The organism is Amycolatopsis sp. NPDC051071 (genome assembly GCF_040682875.1).
Lineage (GTDB): Bacteria > Actinomycetota > Actinomycetes > Mycobacteriales > Pseudonocardiaceae > Amycolatopsis.
Map to the genome: position 1 here is coordinate 1 of NZ_JBFBBY010000155.1, position 16,695 is coordinate 16,695.

At 69.7% G+C, this 16,695-nt stretch carries 12 protein-coding genes and 2 pseudogenes; 5 read left to right on the forward strand and 9 right to left on the reverse strand.

Annotated features, from left to right (window positions below; all coding sequences use genetic code 11):
• Positions 1–187: 187 nt before the first annotated feature.
• Both AB0M65_RS33285 and dgt read right to left on the reverse strand, forming a co-directional pair.
• Positions 188–3,070, reverse strand: a complete 2,883-nt coding sequence (locus tag AB0M65_RS33285) for a S8 family serine peptidase (RefSeq protein WP_364036770.1) — start codon at positions 3,068–3,070, stop codon at positions 188–190.
• Positions 3,071–3,384: 314 nt separating this feature from the next.
• Entirely contained in the window at positions 3,385–4,947 is a 1,563-nt protein-coding gene (dgt, locus tag AB0M65_RS33290; RefSeq protein ID WP_364036740.1) for a dGTP triphosphohydrolase, read from the reverse strand.
• 43 nt (positions 4,948–4,990) lie between these two features.
• On the opposite strand from dgt, the gene AB0M65_RS33295 reads away from it, so the two are divergent.
• Both AB0M65_RS33295 and AB0M65_RS33300 read left to right on the forward strand, forming a co-directional pair.
• The gene (locus AB0M65_RS33295; RefSeq protein ID WP_364036743.1) at positions 4,991–6,094 is read left to right on the forward strand and encodes a lycopene cyclase family protein; all 1,104 of its coding nucleotides are present in this window, start codon (positions 4,991–4,993) and stop codon (positions 6,092–6,094) included.
• Between the two features lie 74 nt (positions 6,095–6,168).
• Positions 6,169–7,875 (forward strand): GGDEF domain-containing protein, encoded by a 1,707-nt coding sequence (locus tag AB0M65_RS33300; RefSeq protein ID WP_364036746.1) that lies wholly within the window; start codon positions 6,169–6,171, stop codon positions 7,873–7,875.
• Positions 7,876–8,218: 343 nt separating this feature from the next.
• On the opposite strand, the pseudogene AB0M65_RS33305 reads toward AB0M65_RS33300, so the two are convergent.
• Positions 8,219–8,383 (reverse strand): annotated as a pseudogene (locus AB0M65_RS33305) (sulfotransferase); the annotation flags it as partial.
• Here AB0M65_RS33305 and AB0M65_RS33310 point away from each other — a divergent pair.
• A pseudogene (locus tag AB0M65_RS33310) lies at positions 8,383–8,580 on the forward strand (adenylyl-sulfate kinase); the annotation flags it as partial. The pseudogenes AB0M65_RS33305 and AB0M65_RS33310 overlap by 1 nt on opposite strands.
• Before the next feature lie 3 nt (positions 8,581–8,583).
• Here AB0M65_RS33310 and AB0M65_RS33315 read toward each other — a convergent pair.
• Genes AB0M65_RS33315 through AB0M65_RS33330 form a run of 4 tightly spaced genes read right to left on the reverse strand, consistent with a single transcriptional unit; the run spans position 8,584 to position 12,173 of the window.
• Positions 8,584–9,663 carry a serine hydrolase gene (locus AB0M65_RS33315; protein WP_364036749.1) on the reverse strand — a complete coding sequence of 360 codons (1,080 nt, stop codon included), beginning with the start codon at positions 9,661–9,663 and terminating at the stop codon, positions 8,584–8,586.
• Positions 9,664–9,714: 51 nt separating this feature from the next.
• Positions 9,715–10,368 carry a response regulator transcription factor gene (locus AB0M65_RS33320; RefSeq protein ID WP_364036773.1) on the reverse strand — a complete coding sequence of 218 codons (654 nt, stop codon included), beginning with the start codon at positions 10,366–10,368 and terminating at the stop codon, positions 9,715–9,717.
• Positions 10,365–11,594 (reverse strand): histidine kinase, encoded by a 1,230-nt coding sequence (locus AB0M65_RS33325; RefSeq protein ID WP_364036752.1) that lies wholly within the window; start codon positions 11,592–11,594, stop codon positions 10,365–10,367. Before AB0M65_RS33325 ends, AB0M65_RS33320 begins: the two co-directional genes overlap by 4 nt.
• 9 nt (positions 11,595–11,603) lie before the next feature.
• Complete coding sequence (locus AB0M65_RS33330; protein WP_364036755.1) at positions 11,604–12,173, reverse strand: TetR/AcrR family transcriptional regulator; 570 nt, start codon at positions 12,171–12,173, stop codon at positions 11,604–11,606.
• A gap of 89 nt (positions 12,174–12,262) precedes the next feature.
• Between AB0M65_RS33330 and AB0M65_RS33335 the strand changes: the two genes are divergently transcribed.
• Positions 12,263–13,480 carry an MFS transporter gene (locus tag AB0M65_RS33335; RefSeq protein WP_364036758.1) on the forward strand — a complete coding sequence of 406 codons (1,218 nt, stop codon included), beginning with the start codon at positions 12,263–12,265 and terminating at the stop codon, positions 13,478–13,480.
• Between the two features lie 13 nt (positions 13,481–13,493).
• The gene (locus AB0M65_RS33340) at positions 13,494–15,461 is read left to right on the forward strand and encodes an AarF/UbiB family protein (RefSeq protein ID WP_364036761.1); all 1,968 of its coding nucleotides are present in this window, start codon (positions 13,494–13,496) and stop codon (positions 15,459–15,461) included.
• On the opposite strand, the gene lepB is transcribed toward AB0M65_RS33340, so the two are convergent.
• Positions 15,385–16,185, reverse strand: coding sequence for a signal peptidase I (gene lepB / locus AB0M65_RS33345; protein WP_364036764.1), 801 nt, complete (start codon positions 16,183–16,185; stop codon positions 15,385–15,387). The two genes, AB0M65_RS33340 and lepB, sit on opposite strands and share 77 nt — an antisense overlap.
• 42 nt (positions 16,186–16,227) lie before the next feature.
• Positions 16,228–16,557, reverse strand: coding sequence for a YnfA family protein (locus AB0M65_RS33350; RefSeq protein WP_364036767.1), 330 nt, complete (start codon positions 16,555–16,557; stop codon positions 16,228–16,230).
• Between the last annotated feature and the right edge of the window lie 138 nt (positions 16,558–16,695).

The window sequence follows — 16,695 nt, forward strand, 5'->3', positions numbered from 1 at the left end:
CCGTCGTCTCGAAGATCCCAACACCGCGCGACGGCCGGGACGGCAAGGAAGGAGGCCTTCCTGTACTTCCAGGAACCTCAGCGGCAGCCTCACACAGCGACCAACAGCCACCTGACCTCAAGATCCCGACTTTGCCGGGGCCCTACCCTTGCGAGCAGGAAAGGAGGCCTTCACGGATCATGACGGACTAGACCGGCTTCACCGGACCGCGTCCCACCGACTTCCCGACGCTCGCCGGCCGCTCAGCCACGCCGGGCTGAACGAAACCGTTGATGTGCAAGGAAACCGAGCGGATCGACCCGGTGTCGCCACCGGCGACGTCCACCGCGGTGAACTTCCAGGTACCGTCGGCCGCCGTGCCGGAGGTCAGGCCCCCGAGCACCTGCGCCGGCTTGTACGTGCCGGTGAACGGCGCGTTCGCCGCGGTCACCGAAGTGAACGGGGCGGTCGCGGTGTCGGCGAAGGCCACCTGGCACAGATTGTTGCCCGAGGCACCCGCACGCTGGAACACGGTCCCCTTCGCACCCGAGGGCGAGGTCAGCGTGCCGACCAGGTCACCGACGTACGAGTGGTTGATGCCCACCGTCTCCGACGTCTGGTCGGTGTTGCACGTGGCACCGTCCACCGAGAACGTCAGCTTCGACGCGCGCCCGACACCGCTCACCGTGATCGGCACGGTGACGCCGGTTGGGTCGCTGTCCGGGATGGCCACGGCGGCACCGGCGTAGGCGAAGTTCTTCGCCACCGGCGACGGAGTGCCGACGGGCAGCGAGAACGACGTCGTGGTCGGCGAGAACGAACCCGCGAAGGTCACCCGTGCGTTCAGCACCACCGGCGCGCCCAGTTCCTGGGTAGTGGGAACGGTGATGGTGAAGTCGTTCACCCCGGTCTGCCCTGGGCTGATCGTGCCGTACGACTTCGAGCGCGGCGCCACCGTGACACCCGGGGTCGGGCTGCTGAGCACGACGCTGGTCGATGTCGCGGTGCCGTCACCCCGGTTGGTCACCGGCAGGGTCACCTTGGCGGTGTCGCCCGGGTCGAGCGCCGAACCGCCGTCGGCCGGGGTGACCGTCGGCTGGCCCGCGGTCGCGAGCGGCTGCGGGCTGGCACCGGTGTAAGCGAGCACCTTGTCGGCGAGGATGACGCCGGCACCACTGGAGTTGTCGCGGCCAGGGGTCAGGATGTCGACGGCGGTGTTGATCAGCGCCTCGCGCACGTCGGCCGGGGGCAGCCCCGGGTTACCCGAGAGCACCAGGCCCGCGATCGCGGCGGCGTGCGGTGCGGCGGCCGACGTGCCGTAGAACGTGGTGAAGCCGGTGACGCTCGTGGAGACGCCGTCGGCCGCGGTGATGTCCGGCTTGGCGCGGACCTCACCACCGGTCCCGGACACGTTGCCAGGGGTGATCGGGGTGCCGTCGGCGTGGTAGAACGCGCGCCGAGGACCGTCCGAAGTGAACCGTTCGACCTTGGTCGACGCGCTGAACGCACCGGGGAACGGACCGGCCGGGTTGGCCGGGTCACCCGGTTCGAGGGCACGCGAGAACGCCTTGGCCGCCGGAGCGGCCGCGACGCTGAACGCGTCCCGCGCGGCCGAGTGGCCCACTGTCACGCCGGGCCTGGTGTAGGCCTTGAGACCGTCGGCCGAGTCGGTGAACCGGCCACGTAGCGCGGACAGCGAGAGGTAGCGTCCCTCACCGGAGAACTTGACGATCGCCAGCCGCAGCCCGGCGCCACCCGTGGTGTCCACCCGCTCGTAGGCGTCCTGGGTCCCGGTCTGGTTGTCCTGGCTGAAGTCCACGACGTTGCCCGCCGCGTTCAGCAGGTACAGGTCGTAGTCGTTGGTGGAACGGCCCAGCGGGTCCGACCAGAACAACGTGACCGGCACGGCGCCGGACGCGCTCGAGATCGGCTCGAAGATCTGGTTGCCCGCGGCACCGGCGAAATTGTGCGCGGCGCCGGCGAACTTGCCGACTCCCTTGCCGGAGTCGGCGAAGTCGCCTTCCCAGTGGCCCGAGGTGCCGTCGGCGACGTTGCCCTCGTTACCGGCCGAGGAGAAGTACAGTGCGCCGTTGGCGGTCACGTCGTTCACGGCCTGGGCGATGATCCAGTCCTGGAACGGGGATTCCTTGAAGTACAGGACATCGTCGACGATGACGTCGCAGTGCGCGTCGAACCGCAGTTTGCGGATGTTGTCGGCGAAGCTGGCGTCGGAGTTGAACGCGCTGGCGAAACCGAGCGACGCGTTCGGCGCGAGGTCGTGAATGATCTCGAGCATCGCGGTGCCCTCGTCGCCGTCACCCTCCTGGCCGGGGATGACGTCGACGCCCGCCGGGAGTTCGCCACGCGCCTGCGAGGTCGCGAGCGAGTCGACACCGTCGGACAGCGCGCAGATCTTGGTGCCGACGCCGGTGACGCCGAACTGCTGGCGCGCGGTGTCGGCGTTGTGGGCGCGGTCGCCCTCGCTGTTGACCGGCCCGGCGGCGATGCCGACCTGACCCTTGGCCTCGACGGCCTTCTTCAGCTCGGCCGCGATCCGGGTGGCCTTCTCTTCCTTGCTCTCCTGCTTCGCCTGTTCGCCCGCGGTGGCGGGCTCGGCGAGCTGGCGGGCGGTGAACGCCTCGTTGGCGGCTTCGACCTTCTTGACGTCGGCGCGCCCGGCGATCGCGGGGACCGCGTTCAGCGGGACCTCGGCGCGGACGCTGCCGTAATGTTCGGAAACCGCGCGAATTCCCGCACCGGATTCGCGGAGGCTCTTCAGGAGTTCGTCCGAGACCTGGCCCCGGATGTCCACGAGCACGGTGCCGGCCGCGGAGACCTTCGCCCCAGACCCCAGTGCGGGAACCGCGGAGGCCGACATGCGCTGTGCGCGGAGTTTCTGTTCGACGAGCAGTCGGCTGTCCACTTTGGACTCACCGGCGGTCTGGCTTTTCTTGATCGACTGCAATGCCTCGATCTGCCGGACGCTGTTCTCCGAGAACGCGTCCGGGGATTGAGTGGTATCCGCTCCCGCGACGGGCGGGCTGACCAGGCCGAGCGCGGTGACAAGCACCGCGGTGCCCGCGGTCAGGATCGTTCTTCTTCTCCTGCTAGAACGGGTTGGACGCACGTGCGCCTCCGATTCCTAGGCGCGTGCCCCGACTCACGCTGACCAATGCCGGCGATCACCGGCTGGATCAAGCTAAGTACCGCGCGTGCACCGGCGGCAGGCGCCGTTCGAGTGACGTCGGAATGGGATTTTCCGTTTTTGACCAGACGCTGTAGGCCGTTCAGCGTAATCGTGTGGTCACGTGGAGCTTCGTCGTAACCGTGTTCCCCCGGATGCCATGAGGGGTCCCCATAGGACACTTTTCGTCCTATGGGGACCCCTCATGACACGCGGAGCGGTTACAGGACGAACGAATCCGACCAAGGCTGCGAAGCGCGACCGGACAACCCGTCCAAAAGGGTCACCGCCTGTTTGTCCGTCAGCGACGCCACGAAGTCGACCACGGCGCGCCCGCGCGCGAGCCCGCGCACGGCGTCGGCGCCGGTGACCGGTTCCCCGGTCGCCCCGATGAGTAGTTCCGGCGACGTCCGCGCGAGCGCACTGAACTCCGACTGCGCCAGTTCGACGAGGTCGTGCAGCCGCCGCGGCAGCCGGTAGAACTCGTCGCGGTCGAGCAGCCAGGCGTCGAGCGCGTCGACCAGCGTCGTCACCAGGCTCGCCTGGCCACGCTGGTGCAGCGCCAGTTCCGGGCGCAGCAGCACGAACCGCCGGTGGACGAACTTCAGCACCTGCACTTCGTGCCATTGCGCGGGCCGCAGCGTGAGATGTCCTGTCCGGGTCGAGGGCGACGGCACCACCTGCACGCCGTCGACGAGCCGCGCGGTCCACTTCGAGGAGAACGCGGCGGTGGCCTGCTCCGCTTCGATGGAACCGTCGAAACCGGTGGCCAGCAGGCCGTCGACGAGTTCGGCGCGGACACGGGCGATGGCGCTGGTGAAGGCGTCGTCGTCGACGATCCAGCCGTCCTTGGCGTGCATCCGGCGGCGCAGCCGTTCCAGCGAACGGCCGGGCAGCCGCCGTTCGGCGGTCAGTGTCGCGTCGTCCAGTCCGGCCAGTTCGACGGCGTGGTTGATCCAGCCGCTGAACTCGGCCGCGACCGGCGCGTGCTGCAGGACGCCGATGCGGTGGAAGTCCTGGAGGTCGTGGATGGCGTACGCGATGTCGTCCGCGGTGTCCATCACGGACGCTTCGACGGTCTGCTGCCAGGGTTCGATCCGGCCGTCGAACGGCGCCCGCGCCTGGACGAAGTCGTCCAGTTCGGTGCTGTAGGCGGAAAACTTGCTCGCGCCGGTGCCGGGAGCGTCGGCCGGTTCGGCCGCGCCACGCGGCTGGACGTCCATCGACGTCGGATGCGGATCGGGCACGTGCAGCCGGGCCCACGGGTACTTCAGCACCGCGGCGCGGACCGCGGTGGTGAGGTCGAGGCCGGACGCGGACGGGCCGCGCACGTCGGTGGTGGTGATGATCCGGAACGACTGCGCGTTGCCCTCGAACCCGTCGGCGAGGCCGAACCGGTGCCGGGCGATGCGGTCGAGGGTCTGCTCCCCCAGATGCCCGAACGGCGGATGCCCCAGATCGTGCGCGAGTGCGGCGGCCTCGGCGACGTCCGGGTCGCAACCACCCAGTTTCGCGGCGAGTTCGGCGGAATCGCTGGCGGAGTTGATCCGTTCGGCGATCGCACGCGCGACCTGCGCGACCTTGAGGCTGTGCGTGAGCCGGTTGTGCAGCAGCCCGGCGCCCCCGGCGCTGACCACCTGCGTCACTCCGCCGAGCCGGGCGAAGAACGGCGACGCCGCGATCCGGTCCCGGTCGATCCGGAACGGGCTCGTGGCGAGGTCGCTGAACCCGGCGCTCTCACTCTCCGGGTCTCGTCGCCACGTCCTCGGGTCCGTCTGTTCCATGCGTCACACCGTATCCGCCGGGCAGGCATGGTGAGATGCCCAGGTGGCGGACGTGGTGATCGCGGGAGGCGGCCCGGCGGGGCGCGCGCTCGCCCGCGCCTGCGCCCGCCGGGGCCTGGCGACGGTCCTGGTCGACCCGGCGCCGGACAGGCGCTGGAAAGCGACCTACGGGCTGTGGGGCGACGAGCTGCCGTTGCTGCCCAAGAGTGCCATCGCATGCGCACCCTCGGCGACGCTCGCCTTCGGGACCGGGCCGCACATCCTGGAGCGGCAGTACCTCGTGGTGGACAACGCAGGCCTGCGCGACTGGCTGTCCGGCGGCTACGACGTCGTCTCCGGAGCGGTGTCCGGTGTCGAGCACGGCCGGTTCGGCTCGACGGTGCGGCTTTCGGACGGCCGGCTGCTCGCCGCGGGGCTGTACTTCGACGCTTCCGGTGCCCGGCCGAAGGGCGACCGGTACGAACAGACGGCGTTCGGCGTGGTCCTGCCTGCCGAAGACGCGCTGCGCCTGGTGGACAGTGCCGATACCGCGATGTTCATGGACTGGCGTGGCAGCGAACAGGGCTTCCTGTACGTGCTGCCGCTCGGTGACGGCACCGTCCTGGTCGAGGAGACCTCACTCGCCCGCAAACCTGGCCTGCCACTGGAGGTGCTGGCGGCGCGGCTGCGAACACGGCTGTCCGCCGCCGGGCTGAAGCCCGGCGACCGCGAGGAACGCGTGCGGATCGTGCTCGACGTGCCGGTGCCCCGGCGTGGCCGGATGGTGCCGTTCGGGGCCGCCGCCGGGCTGGTGCATCCAGCGACCGGGTACAGCGTGGCGACGTCGGTGCGGCTTGCGGATCCGGTTGCCGACGCCGTCACCCGGACGTGGGACCGAGGGCCTGCCGAAGCCGCGTCGGCCGCTCACCGGGCGCTGTGGCCGTCCTCGGCCCGCGCCGTGCACGGCCTGCGCCGGTACGGGCTGCGCGCACTGTGCGGGATGCCGCCCGAGGTGGTCCCGGTGTTCTTCGATTTGTTCTTCACCTTGCCCACCGGACTCCAGCGGGCCTTCACGTCCGGTCGCGAGGATATTTCGGGTACCGCCGAAACGATGTCGACACTTTTCCGAACGGCGCCATGGCAAGTAAGGAAGTACCTGATCGGGTGACGTGCATTACGCCGTTCTAGGTAACCTGGTGCCTGCACGATGAACATCAGTCGACACGTATTTCGCTCCTTGTGATGAGCGGCGAATATGCGTTTGTGACGTTGCAGATCGCGGTCCGCTTCGCTTACCAGCCGTTGTACAGCCTGCACACCGGTGGCGTCGTCGCGTTCGAAGCCCTGGCGCGGCCGGGACGCGGCACCGCCCACGAACTGCTCGCCGACGCCCGGCGCAGCGGCAGGCTGGCCGAGGTCGACGTCGGCCTGGCCGCCGAGGCCGTCCGCCGTCAGAACGAACCACAGACCACGCTCCCCCTGCACCTGAACCTGTCCGCGCGGACATTCTCCGCGCCCGTGTCCCGGTTCGACCCGCTGATCGACGCGCTCGGCCTGTCCGGCCGCCGGACCAGGGACGTCGTACTGGAGATCGGGCCGCCGTTCTCCCAGGTCCCGGCCGACCAGCTGCTCACCGGCATGCGACGGCTCACCGAACTGGGGTTCCGGCTCGCGCTCGACGGCCTCGGCCGCGGCGACCTCCCGCTCACCCTGCTCGCTTCCGCGCCGATCGACCTGGTGAAACTCGACCACAGCGTGCTGCGCGGACTGCCGCACGACCCGGCAGCCGTCGCGGTGGTCGAGGCGGTGCTGCATTTCGCCTCCCGCACCGACAACCGGCTGGTCGCCACCGGACTCGAAACCACCGAGCAGCTGGAGTCCGCGCGCAGGCTCGGCGTGCGGATCGCGCAGGGCACTTTGCTCGCCCCGCCGGACGGCAACCACGCGCCGCTGCCCGCCCCGGACGCGCCCGGCCCGTTCATCCCCGGCACCGCCCGTGCCCGCCGCGTCGGCGACTTCCTCCGGCCCGCGACCACCCTGCCGGAGAGCGCCACCTGCGACGACGTCCGCGAAGTAATGGCCACCACCGACGGGCCGAGCGGCGTCGTCGGCATCGACGAGCGGCACCGTCCACAATGGTCGATCGACCGGACGCGCTTCCTGGTCGCGGTGACCGGGTTGTATGGCCATGCCCTGCACGCCAAACGGCCCGCGTCGCGGCTCGCCGACCAGCCGCATACGATCCACGCCGACGCGAGCGCGCTGGAGTTCCTCGAACTGGTCACCGACGCGGACTGGAGCCGCACCGGCGACGACGTCGTGGTGGTCGACGACCGCGGCCGCTGCGTCGGGGTGGTGCTGGTGAACGAGGTCGTCCGCGGCGTGGCGGAAGCGAAGGTCGAAGAGGCCGTCTCGCTGAGCCCGCTGACCCGCTTACCCGGCAGCGACGCCGTCGCCAGGGACGTCGACCGCCGGATCAACGCGCGGGAGCCGTTCGTCGCGGCCTGGCTGGACGTCGACTCCTTCAAGACGGTCAACGACACCGCCGGATTCGCCGCGGGCGACGACCTGATCCGCACACTCGGCCGGACACTCACCGATCTGGAGTCGAGGCTGCGCCGGATGCGCGTCAGCCATGTCGGCGGGGACGACTTCCTGATCGCGTGCGACGTCGACGAGATCGGGACGGTCGCCGCCGCGTTGCTGGACACCGCGTGGTCTGCCGACGGGCTGCCGGTGACGGTGTCGCTCGCGACCCTGGTGTGCGGAAACGGCGCGATCCGGTCCTATAAGGACGCTTCCCGGCTCTTGGCGCCGTTGAAGAAACGCGCCAAGGAGGTGCCGGGGTCGAGCTGGGTCCTCGGTCGCCCCGGCTCGGAGCGCGTCGAGGTCCTGCGCGGGATCACGACCCGGGGTCTCCCCGCCCAACGCGCCGCCGCCGGCTTCTGACCCTCCCTCCCCCTCCCCCTCCCCCTCCCCCTTCCCCTTCCCTTCTCCCCTTCCTTCCTCCTTCCCGCAATTAGTCCTCTAGTTGCGGTCCTAGCCCGGCGGCAAATGCCGATCTCGCGTGCCTGGACACGTAACTCGCGTGCTTGAAGCCGTAACTCGCGTGCCTGAAGTCGCAACTCGCGTGCTTGGAGCCGGAACTCACGTGTCTGGCGTGTTCCGGCTTCAAGCACGCGAGATCGGTCTTCAAGCACGCGTGATCGAAGTTCAGGCACGCGTGATCGAAGTTCAGGCACGCGGGGTCAGAGGTCGTGGGCGGCGCGCGGTAGGCGGAGAAACGTTCGTCGACATCGCAGAACTGCGCCGCGTTGTGCCGCGCGCGGGCTTCTAGTGACCTTTCCGCACCTCGTGCCCACAGATCCAGCTGGCTACGGCCGATCGCGTCGCCGCGGAAGACGTCGGACCAGCCGTCCGAGGCCTTTTCGTTCAGACTGCACACCGACGCGATGATTCGTCGACACCCCACTCGAAGTCTGCGAAGACCGCGACCCCAAGGGGATGTACGCGAAGGCCATGGCCGGCAAGATCAGCGGTTTCACCGGTGTCGACGCGCCTTACGAACGCCCGGAGACCCCGGATCTGGTGCTACGCCCGGAAAACGGGGATCCGGTCGCGATGGCCACGCTGATCCTCGCCGCACTGGACTGACGATCAGCCGCCGTTGGAGGCCCGGTACGGCGCGGTGGCGTAAGTGCGGGTGGTCGTGGCGGTCAGCTTCTCGACCGCGCGGAACATCGACTTCCCGAGCTTCGTCCGCGCCTTCAGCGCCGGGTGCGTCGCCGCGTAGTTGTCCTTGTTCACCGCCGCGTCACCGGCGAACGCGCCGGACGCGAACAACGAGTAAGTCAGGATCGGCTTGCCGTCCGCACTGAACATGACCCCGGCCTCGTTGCGGCCGTCGTTGAACCAGCCCGCCTTCGTGGCGACCCGCAACCGCTCGGCCGAGGTCAGGTCGAGCCGCACGCCGTCGGTGAACGCGCTCAGCGACCGCAGGATGGTCAGCAGGTACGCGGTCGACTTCGCCGAAAGCAGCGTGCCTTCGACCAGTTTCCGCAGCAGCGTATGCGTCTCGGCCGGGGTGGTCGTGCCGAGGAAGAAGCGGTTCGGGTTCGCCACCGGGACGACCTGCGTGTGCACGAATCCCTTGTCCCGCAGGATCTGGTTGAGTTCGGCGGCCGGGCAGACCAGCCCGCACAGCCGGACGGCGGTGTTGTCGGACAGCGTCAGCAGCGCGGCCATCGCGTGCCCGAGGGTCACCGAACTGGGGTACGCGCCGTCGAGCCCGAAGATGCCATCGGTGTCCTTGATGACGATGTCGGCGGTGACGTCGACCCGCTGGTCCAAAGTGAGCAGTCCGCGGTCGATCTTGTCGAGCACCGCGGTGGCGACCGCGATCTTGTTGACGCTGTAGGCCTCGACGACCGCGTCGGCGCGCTCGGAGACGGCGGGAACCAGGGTTCCGGCGGAGTCCGCGACGCTGATGCAGGACGACCAGGTGCCGCCGGCCTTCGCGGTTTCCCTGACGTAGACCTGGGAGATCCGGCGGGCGGCGGACGACGCGTCGGCGGCGGGCGTGTCGGCAGCGTCGGCAGCGTCGGCAGCGTCGGCAGCGTCGACATCGGACACTCCGGCCTCTTGAGCGGAGGCGACCTGCGCCGTACCGAGCACCGCGCCCGCGGCCGCGGCCGTGCCAAGACCCAGCAGGCGACGGCGGTTGACGTTGGTATCCACCCAGGAACTCCCTCACATCAGGGCGAGTATGTGGAAGTCAACCTACCGCGTTCAGCCCGCCGGTGTGACGAATCCGGTGTCGTACGCCTTGATCACCGCTTGTGTCCGGTCCCTCGCACCGAGTTTCGAAAGGACGTTCCCGACGTGTGTCTTGACCGTCTGCACGCCGAGGTACAGCTCACCCGCGATCTCCACATTGGACAGACCGCCCGCCATCAACCGCAGCACCTCGCGTTCACGTTCGGTGAGACCGGCACCGGCGAGGCCATCCCGCGGGCCGCGTTTGGCCTGCTGCGACGCCAGCCGCCGAATCGCCGCCGGGAACAGCAGCGACTCCCCCGCCGCCACGGTCCGGATCGCCGCGACGATCTCCTCTGGCCGGGTCCGCTTCAGCAGGAACCCGCTCGCACCGGCGAGCAACGCGTCGTAGACGTAGTCGTCGTTCTCGAAGGTGGTCACCACGATCACCTTCGGCGGATTGTCCATAGTGGACATCAGATGCGTGGTCGCGCGAATCCCGTCGACCGAAGGCATCCGGACGTCCATCAGCACGACGTCGGGCTTGAAGCGGGAAACCAGACCAGGCACCTCGGCGCCGTCGGCCGCTTCCCCCACGACCTCCAGATCCGGCTCGGAGGCGACGATCGCCCGCAACCCGGCCCGGATCAGCTGCTCGTCGTCGACCAGCAACACGCCGACGCTCATCGCCGTTTCCCCCATGGCACCGCCACCTCGACTTCCCACCGTTCGTCCGCGCGGCCCGCCGTGATCGTGCCACCGAGCACGTCCACCCGTTCCGCCATCCCCCGCAGCCCCCGGCCGCCCCCCTCGCGTGACGGCGCCGCCGCACCGAGCGGATTCGACACCCGCAGCCGCAGCAGCTCCGGCCCGGCGTCGACGAGCACCGTCACCGGCACCTTACCGGCGTGCCGCAACGCGTTCGTCAGGCATTCCTGCAAGATCCGGTACGCCTCGCGGGAGACGACCGGCGGCACCGCCGACGGCTCGCCCCGCATCTCGGCCGCCACTTCCGCGCCGGCCAGCCTGGTCGCCTCGACCAGTGCGGACAGCTCCCCCAGCCCGGATTGCGGCGTCCTGGCCGATGCTTCCTCACGCAGCAGGCCCAGCACATGGTCGAGGTCGTCGAGTGCGGCGCGCGCGGAATCCTCGATCGCGGTCAGCGCCTGTTCGGTGAAGTCCGGATCGGACCGCAGTGTCCGGCGCGCGGCCCCGGCCTGGATCGTCACGACACTCAGCGCGTGCCCGACCGAATCGTGCAGTTCCCTGGCCAGCCGGTTGCGTTCAGCAAGTTGTTCGGTGCGCTTCTCCAGCTGGGCGATCCGCTCGGCGGCCGAGACGCCCAGCAGGCTCCGGGCGACCCGGGTCAGCACCGCGCCTGCCAGCCAGACGCCGTAGGCCAGCGCGACGAGGCCGAGCAGGAACACCACCGGGATCCACGCGCTCGCCCAGCCCTTCGGCACCACGATCGGGTTTTCGGCGGACAGTGCGATCCGGCCGGTGAACGGCGCCGCGACCGCGAAACCGAAGGCGACCGGGACGAGCAGGCTCACCAGGCTGACCGCGCAGCCGGAGCCCACGTGCAGCAGGAACATCGCACTCGACCGCAGCCGGACGGGCCAGCTGCCCGCGGGCCCGAAGGTCACTCCGGGCACGGGATCGTCCAGCAGTTCCCGCACGGCCGCGCCTTCCAGCACACGAACGGCGGGAATGAACGACGACGCGATCATCACCAGGACAACGGTGATCAGCCCGATGACGACCCCTCGCTCCATCGTCACGACGAGCGGCAGCAGCGAGGGCACCACGATGGCGGCGAAGAGCAGATACGGCACGCTGAGGGCGCCGCCGAGGATGAAGTACACCCAGCGGCGGTACGTCGCCCGGTCGACGAGCGGGCCGAAAAGTCGCATGAGCTCTTTCTAATGTGTGACGGCTTGGCGCGGATCCCTCAGCAGTATCTCCGCGATCTCCCTCGCCAGCGTGATCCGGTGCGCGTCACCGTCGATGCCGATATGCGCCACCGCGCCTTCCAGCAGCAGGAAGATCTGCTCCGCGAGCCGCTCTGGATCGGCCGCGTGCGGCGCGTCCTCGCGGATGAGTTCGGCGAACTTCGCCCGCACCACCGCCTTGTGCCGCCGGATCACGTCGAGCCCCGGATGCCCGGCCGTCAGCTCGGCGGCCGCGTTGAGGAACGCGCAACCCCGGTCTCTCCCGAGCTTCGGATGGTCCATGTAGGAGTCGAAGACCGTCAGCGCACGGGGCGGGCCGGCCTCGGACAGCCGCTCTTCGAGAAAGGCCCACCAGACGTCGTGACGGCTCCGCAGGTACGCGACCATGAGCTCCGTCTTCGACCCGAAACACGCGTACAGGGTCTTCTTCGTGACGCCGGCGGCCTCGGCGATGGCCGCGACGCCCACGGCGTTCAGGCCGTCCCGGTAGAACAACGTGCTCGCCGCGCTCAGGACGCGCTCGCCGGCAGGGGTCAGCATGCCTCGACTATACCGATCGGTTGACCTGAGCGTGAAAAGCAGGAACACTTCCCGTGTATACCGATCGGTATACCTCTGGAGGAAAGCTGATGGTTTCTTCGCACAAACGCGAGCTGACCCTCACCGCGGCGGGGTTGTCCCTGATCGCGGTGTCGTACGGGCTCGCGCGGTACGCGTACGGCCTCTTCGCGCCGACGCTGCGGACCGAGTTCGACCTCGACGGCGGCACACTCGGCGCCATCGCCGCGGGCAGCTACGTCGCGTACTGCCTCGCCGTCATCGCCTCGACCGCCGTCACGACTCGCTGGGGTGCGCGGGCGGGGGCACTCGCCGCCGGGACGAGCGCGACCGCGGGAACCGCCTTGATCGCGGCCTCGCCGAACGTGGCCGTCCTCGCACTCGGCGTCGTACTGGCCGGAGCCAGCACCGGGCTGGCGTCCCCGTCACTCGCGGACGCGGTCTCGCGTGTCGTCCGCGTGACCCGCCGAGACCGCGCGCAATCCGTGGTGAACGCCGGCACCGGCCTCGGCGTGCTCGTCTCGGGCCCGGTCTCGCTGCTCGCCATCGGCGACTGGCGGCTGGCCTGGTGGGCCTTCGCGGCGGCATCGGCACTGGTGACGCTGTGGATCGCCCGCGTCGTGCCGTCGGTCAGGGAGAAGACGAAGAGCGGCCTGCCGTCCCCGCTGTTCCCGCCTGCCACCGGACGGCTGCTGCCCGCCGCCGCGCTGCTGGGTGCGGCCAGCGCCGCGATCTGGACGTTCGGCCGGGATATCGCCGTCACGGTCGGCGGGATCGGCGAAACCGAGTCGACCGTGGTGTGGATCGTCCTCGGCGTAGTCGGCCTGGCAGGCGCGTTCACCGCCGAACTGACGTCGCGGGCGGGCCTGCGCCGGACCTGGTCGGCCGGGATGCTCCTGTTCGCGGTCGCGACCGCCTTGTTCGCGGTCGCCACCCGATCGCTGCCCGCGCTCCTCGTCGCGGCCGCCCTCTTCGGCGCCGTCTACATTGGACTGACCGGCGTGCTGATCCTCTGGGGCACCAGGGCATATCCGGCGTCGCCCGCGTTCGGTGTCGGCCTGGCCTTCTTGATGCTGGCACTCGGCCAGGCCGCCGGAGCGCCACTCATCGGGCTGCTCGGCGACCTCGCCGATCTCCGCCTCGGGTTCCTCGCCGCGGCGGCAATGGCCGTCCTCGGTGTCCTGTTCGCACCCCGCGAGGCGACCACGACCTACAACTTCGGGGCCCGTTCCCTCTCAAGGGTGAGCTCCGTCCCGCCGGAGCGGGAATCCCGGGGGGACTGCGCGTGATGTCCTCATCGGCATGAACCTGCTGCTCGGCCTGCTCACCCTGCCCGTCTACGCGCTGATGCTGTGGCCGCTCGTGGTCGCCGCCCGCCGCGTGCTGGGGGTGCGGATCGGCGTGATCCGCGCGTTCTGCGCGGCGGGCTTCGGCTGGCTCGTCGCGGGCGGCATCCTCAGCGCGTTCCCCCGGCCGATGTTCGCGGGTGGCGGCGCCTTCGCCGGACTGATCATCCCGGTGGCGGGTGGCGCTTTCCTGGCGACGCTGATGTTCTTGTTCGTGGCGGAGTTCGTCCTCCCGTCGGGTGCCGGGCTCGGGTTGATCGGCCGGATCCGGTCCCTGCGCCGCCGCGCCGCCCGGACCCGGCGGTACTCGCAGATCACCCGGATCGCGGTCAAACACGGCCTCGGCCGCTACCTCACCGGCCGCCGCGAACCCGGGCTCGCCCAGGTCCGGCACGCCAAACTGGCCCGTTCGCTGCGGCGGGCGCTGGAAGAGGGCGGCGTGACGTTCGTGAAGCTCGGCCAGCTGCTCTCGACGCGGTCCGATCTGCTCCCGCCGGTGTTCATCGACGAGCTGAGCAAACTCCAGGACCAGGTCGCCTTCGCCGACGCCGACGAGATCGCGACGGTGCTGCGGGAGGAACTGGGTGGCGACCCGGACGAGATCTTCGCCGAGTTCGACCCGGAACCGATCGCGGCCGCGTCGATCGCGCAGGTCTACCGCGCGAAGCTGCGCGACGGGCAGGACGTCGTCGTCAAGGTGCAGCGGCCCGGTGTGCAGGCGCTGGTCGACCGGGACCTCGACATCGTCCGCCGCGTCGCGGCCGCACTGGACCTGCGTGCGGACTGGGCCCGTTCGCTCGGCGTTGTCGACCTCGCCGAAGGATTCGCCGACGCGCTGGTCGAGGAACTCGATTTCCGCACCGAGGCCAGGAACATCGAGTCCGTCGCCGCCGCCTACGCCGGCACCGAGGTCGCCATGCCGACCGTCCACAAAGCACTGTCCACCGAACGCGTCCTGGTGATGCGGCGGCTCGACGGCAAACCACTCGCCACCGCCCGCGAGCAGGTCCCGGTCGCCGAACGGGTCAAACTCGCGCGGTCGATGCTGCGGTGCGTGCTAGGTCAGGTGATGGGCAGCGGCGTGTTCCACGCCGACCCGCATCCCGGCAACGTCCTGTTGCTCACCGACGGCAGGCTGGGCCTGCTCGACTTCGGTTCCGTCGGACGGCTGGACTCGGGACTGCGTGGCGGGCTGCAGAACCTGATCCTCGCCCTCGACCGCGGCGACCCGGCCGCGTTGCGCGATGGCCTGCTGGAGATCGTCGACCGGCCGGACGAGATCGAGGAGCAGCGGCTGGAACGGGCACTGGGTGCGTTGGTGGCCAAGCACTTCAACCACGGGCAGGCGCCGGATCTGGACATGTTCACCGACCTGTTCCGGGTGATCGCCGACTTCCGGCTCAGCGTGCCCCCGCCGATCGCCGCGGTGTTCCGCGCACTGGCCACCTTGGAAGGAACGCTGGCCGCGCTGGCGCCGGGCTTCAACATCGTCGTCGAATCCCGCGCCTACGCCGCCGAGCAGGTAGGTGCCGGGTTGCGACCGGAGTCGTTGCGCTCCACCGCCACCAACGAACTCATGGCGCTCCTGCCGGTGCTGCGCCGCCTGCCCCGCCGCATCGACCGGATCGGCAATGCGCTGGAACAAGGCAGGCTTTCGGTCAACGTCCGGCTGTTCTCCGACGAACGCGACCGCGACGTCGTGACCAGCCTCGTGCACGAAGTGCTGCTGGCGTTCGTCGGCGCGGCGACCGGGCTGATGGCCGTACTGCTGCTGGGCGGCGCGACCGGCCCGGAGATGCTGCCGGGGGTCACGCTGCACCAGATGTTCGGCTACAACCTGCTGGTGGTCAGCGCGTTGGTGGGATTACGACTGCTCTTCGTCGTTTTCCGGCGGACCGGGCAACGGTCACGATCACCCCGATGACACCGAGGACGATCAGCCCCGCTCCCCCGAACACCAGCATGCGCGAGGTGCGGAACCCGGTGTCGGACACGGGATCCCCGGGAAGGCCGGCTTCGACGAAAGCGGTGGTCTGCGGAAAGGGCTCAGCACCGAGGACGCTTCCCAGCCCGACAACGACTCCGAGCACCTTCGGCAGCGGGACGGCGCCGTTACCTGGCAAGTCGACGTAGATCCGTGAGTCCCGGGAATTATTGCGCTGATCGCCCGCGACGAACACCGCGTCCGGCGGCACCTGGACGCTGAACGGCCGGTACTCCTTGCGGCCGTAGCCATTGTCGTCCTCGGTGTACGGCTCTTTGACCGGCTTCCCGTTGACGGTGATCAGGTTGTCCTGCGTGCAGCAGACGACCTGATCACCACCGACGCCGATCACCCGTTTGACGGCCCGCCCCTCACCGGGGCCCGCGTCCGGAAACGCGGAAAGATCCATGAGCACCACCGCGCCGCGCGGTATCTCGGGGAGGGCGGCCCAGCGGTACAGCACGACCGTCCCCGGCTGGATCGTGGGCGCCATTCCGCCGCTGGGGACGCTCGCCATCCGGTAGCTCATCAGGGTCCAGAACCCGTATCCGCCGGTGCCGACACCGACGACCGCCAGCAGGATCATCACGAGCAGGAGCGGGGAGAATCTTCGCCTCGGCCCGGGGGTCTCGGCGGGCGGTGCGGGAAAGTCCGTTTCGGTCACAGCGCAGAGTAGCGCCGGTGGCCGACAGTTTCCGGCGAACCCTCAACCTCGGGGCGCGTACATGATGACCCCGACCCCGGCGAGACAGATGAGCGCGCCGATGACGTCGTAGCGGTCCGGCCGGTAGCCGTCGGCGACCATCCCCCACGCCAGCGAACCCGCGACGAACACTCCCCCGTACGCGGCGAGGATGCGGCCGAAGTCGGCGTCGGGCTGAAGCGTCGCGACGAAGCCGTAGAGGCCCAGTGCGACGACACCCGCACCGATCCAGACGTAGCCGCGCTGTTCCCTGACGCCTTGCCAGATCAGCCAGGCGCCGCCGATCTCCAGCAGGGCGGCGAGCGCGAACAGCGCGATGGAGCGGAAGACCATGCCGCCACCCAAGCAGACACCGCACCCCGTGGCTGGATATAGGCCGTTATACAGAGGTCGGCGGGAAGGCATGACAGCGGAGGGAAGGCATGGGTCGGGTTGTCGTGAGTGTTTTGGGTCGTTAGAACGACCCAAAAC

Coding starts and splice junctions, on each gene's coding strand:
- AB0M65_RS33340 (WP_364036761.1), top strand. CDS start 13,494: ATGAACCTGCTGCTCGGCCTGCTCACCCTGCCCGTCTACGCGCTGATG.
- AB0M65_RS33350 (WP_364036767.1), bottom strand. CDS start 16,557: ATGGTCTTCCGCTCCATCGCGCTGTTCGCGCTCGCCGCCCTGCTGGAG.
- AB0M65_RS33335 (WP_364036758.1), top strand. CDS start 12,263: ATGGTTTCTTCGCACAAACGCGAGCTGACCCTCACCGCGGCGGGGTTG.
- AB0M65_RS33320 (WP_364036773.1), bottom strand. CDS start 10,368: ATGAGCGTCGGCGTGTTGCTGGTCGACGACGAGCAGCTGATCCGGGCC.
- AB0M65_RS33330 (WP_364036755.1), bottom strand. CDS start 12,173: ATGCTGACCCCTGCCGGCGAGCGCGTCCTGAGCGCGGCGAGCACGTTG.
- AB0M65_RS33325 (WP_364036752.1), bottom strand. CDS start 11,594: ATGCGACTTTTCGGCCCGCTCGTCGACCGGGCGACGTACCGCCGCTGG.
- AB0M65_RS33300 (WP_364036746.1), top strand. CDS start 6,169: ATGAGCGGCGAATATGCGTTTGTGACGTTGCAGATCGCGGTCCGCTTC.
- dgt (WP_364036740.1), bottom strand. CDS start 4,947: ATGGAACAGACGGACCCGAGGACGTGGCGACGAGACCCGGAGAGTGAG.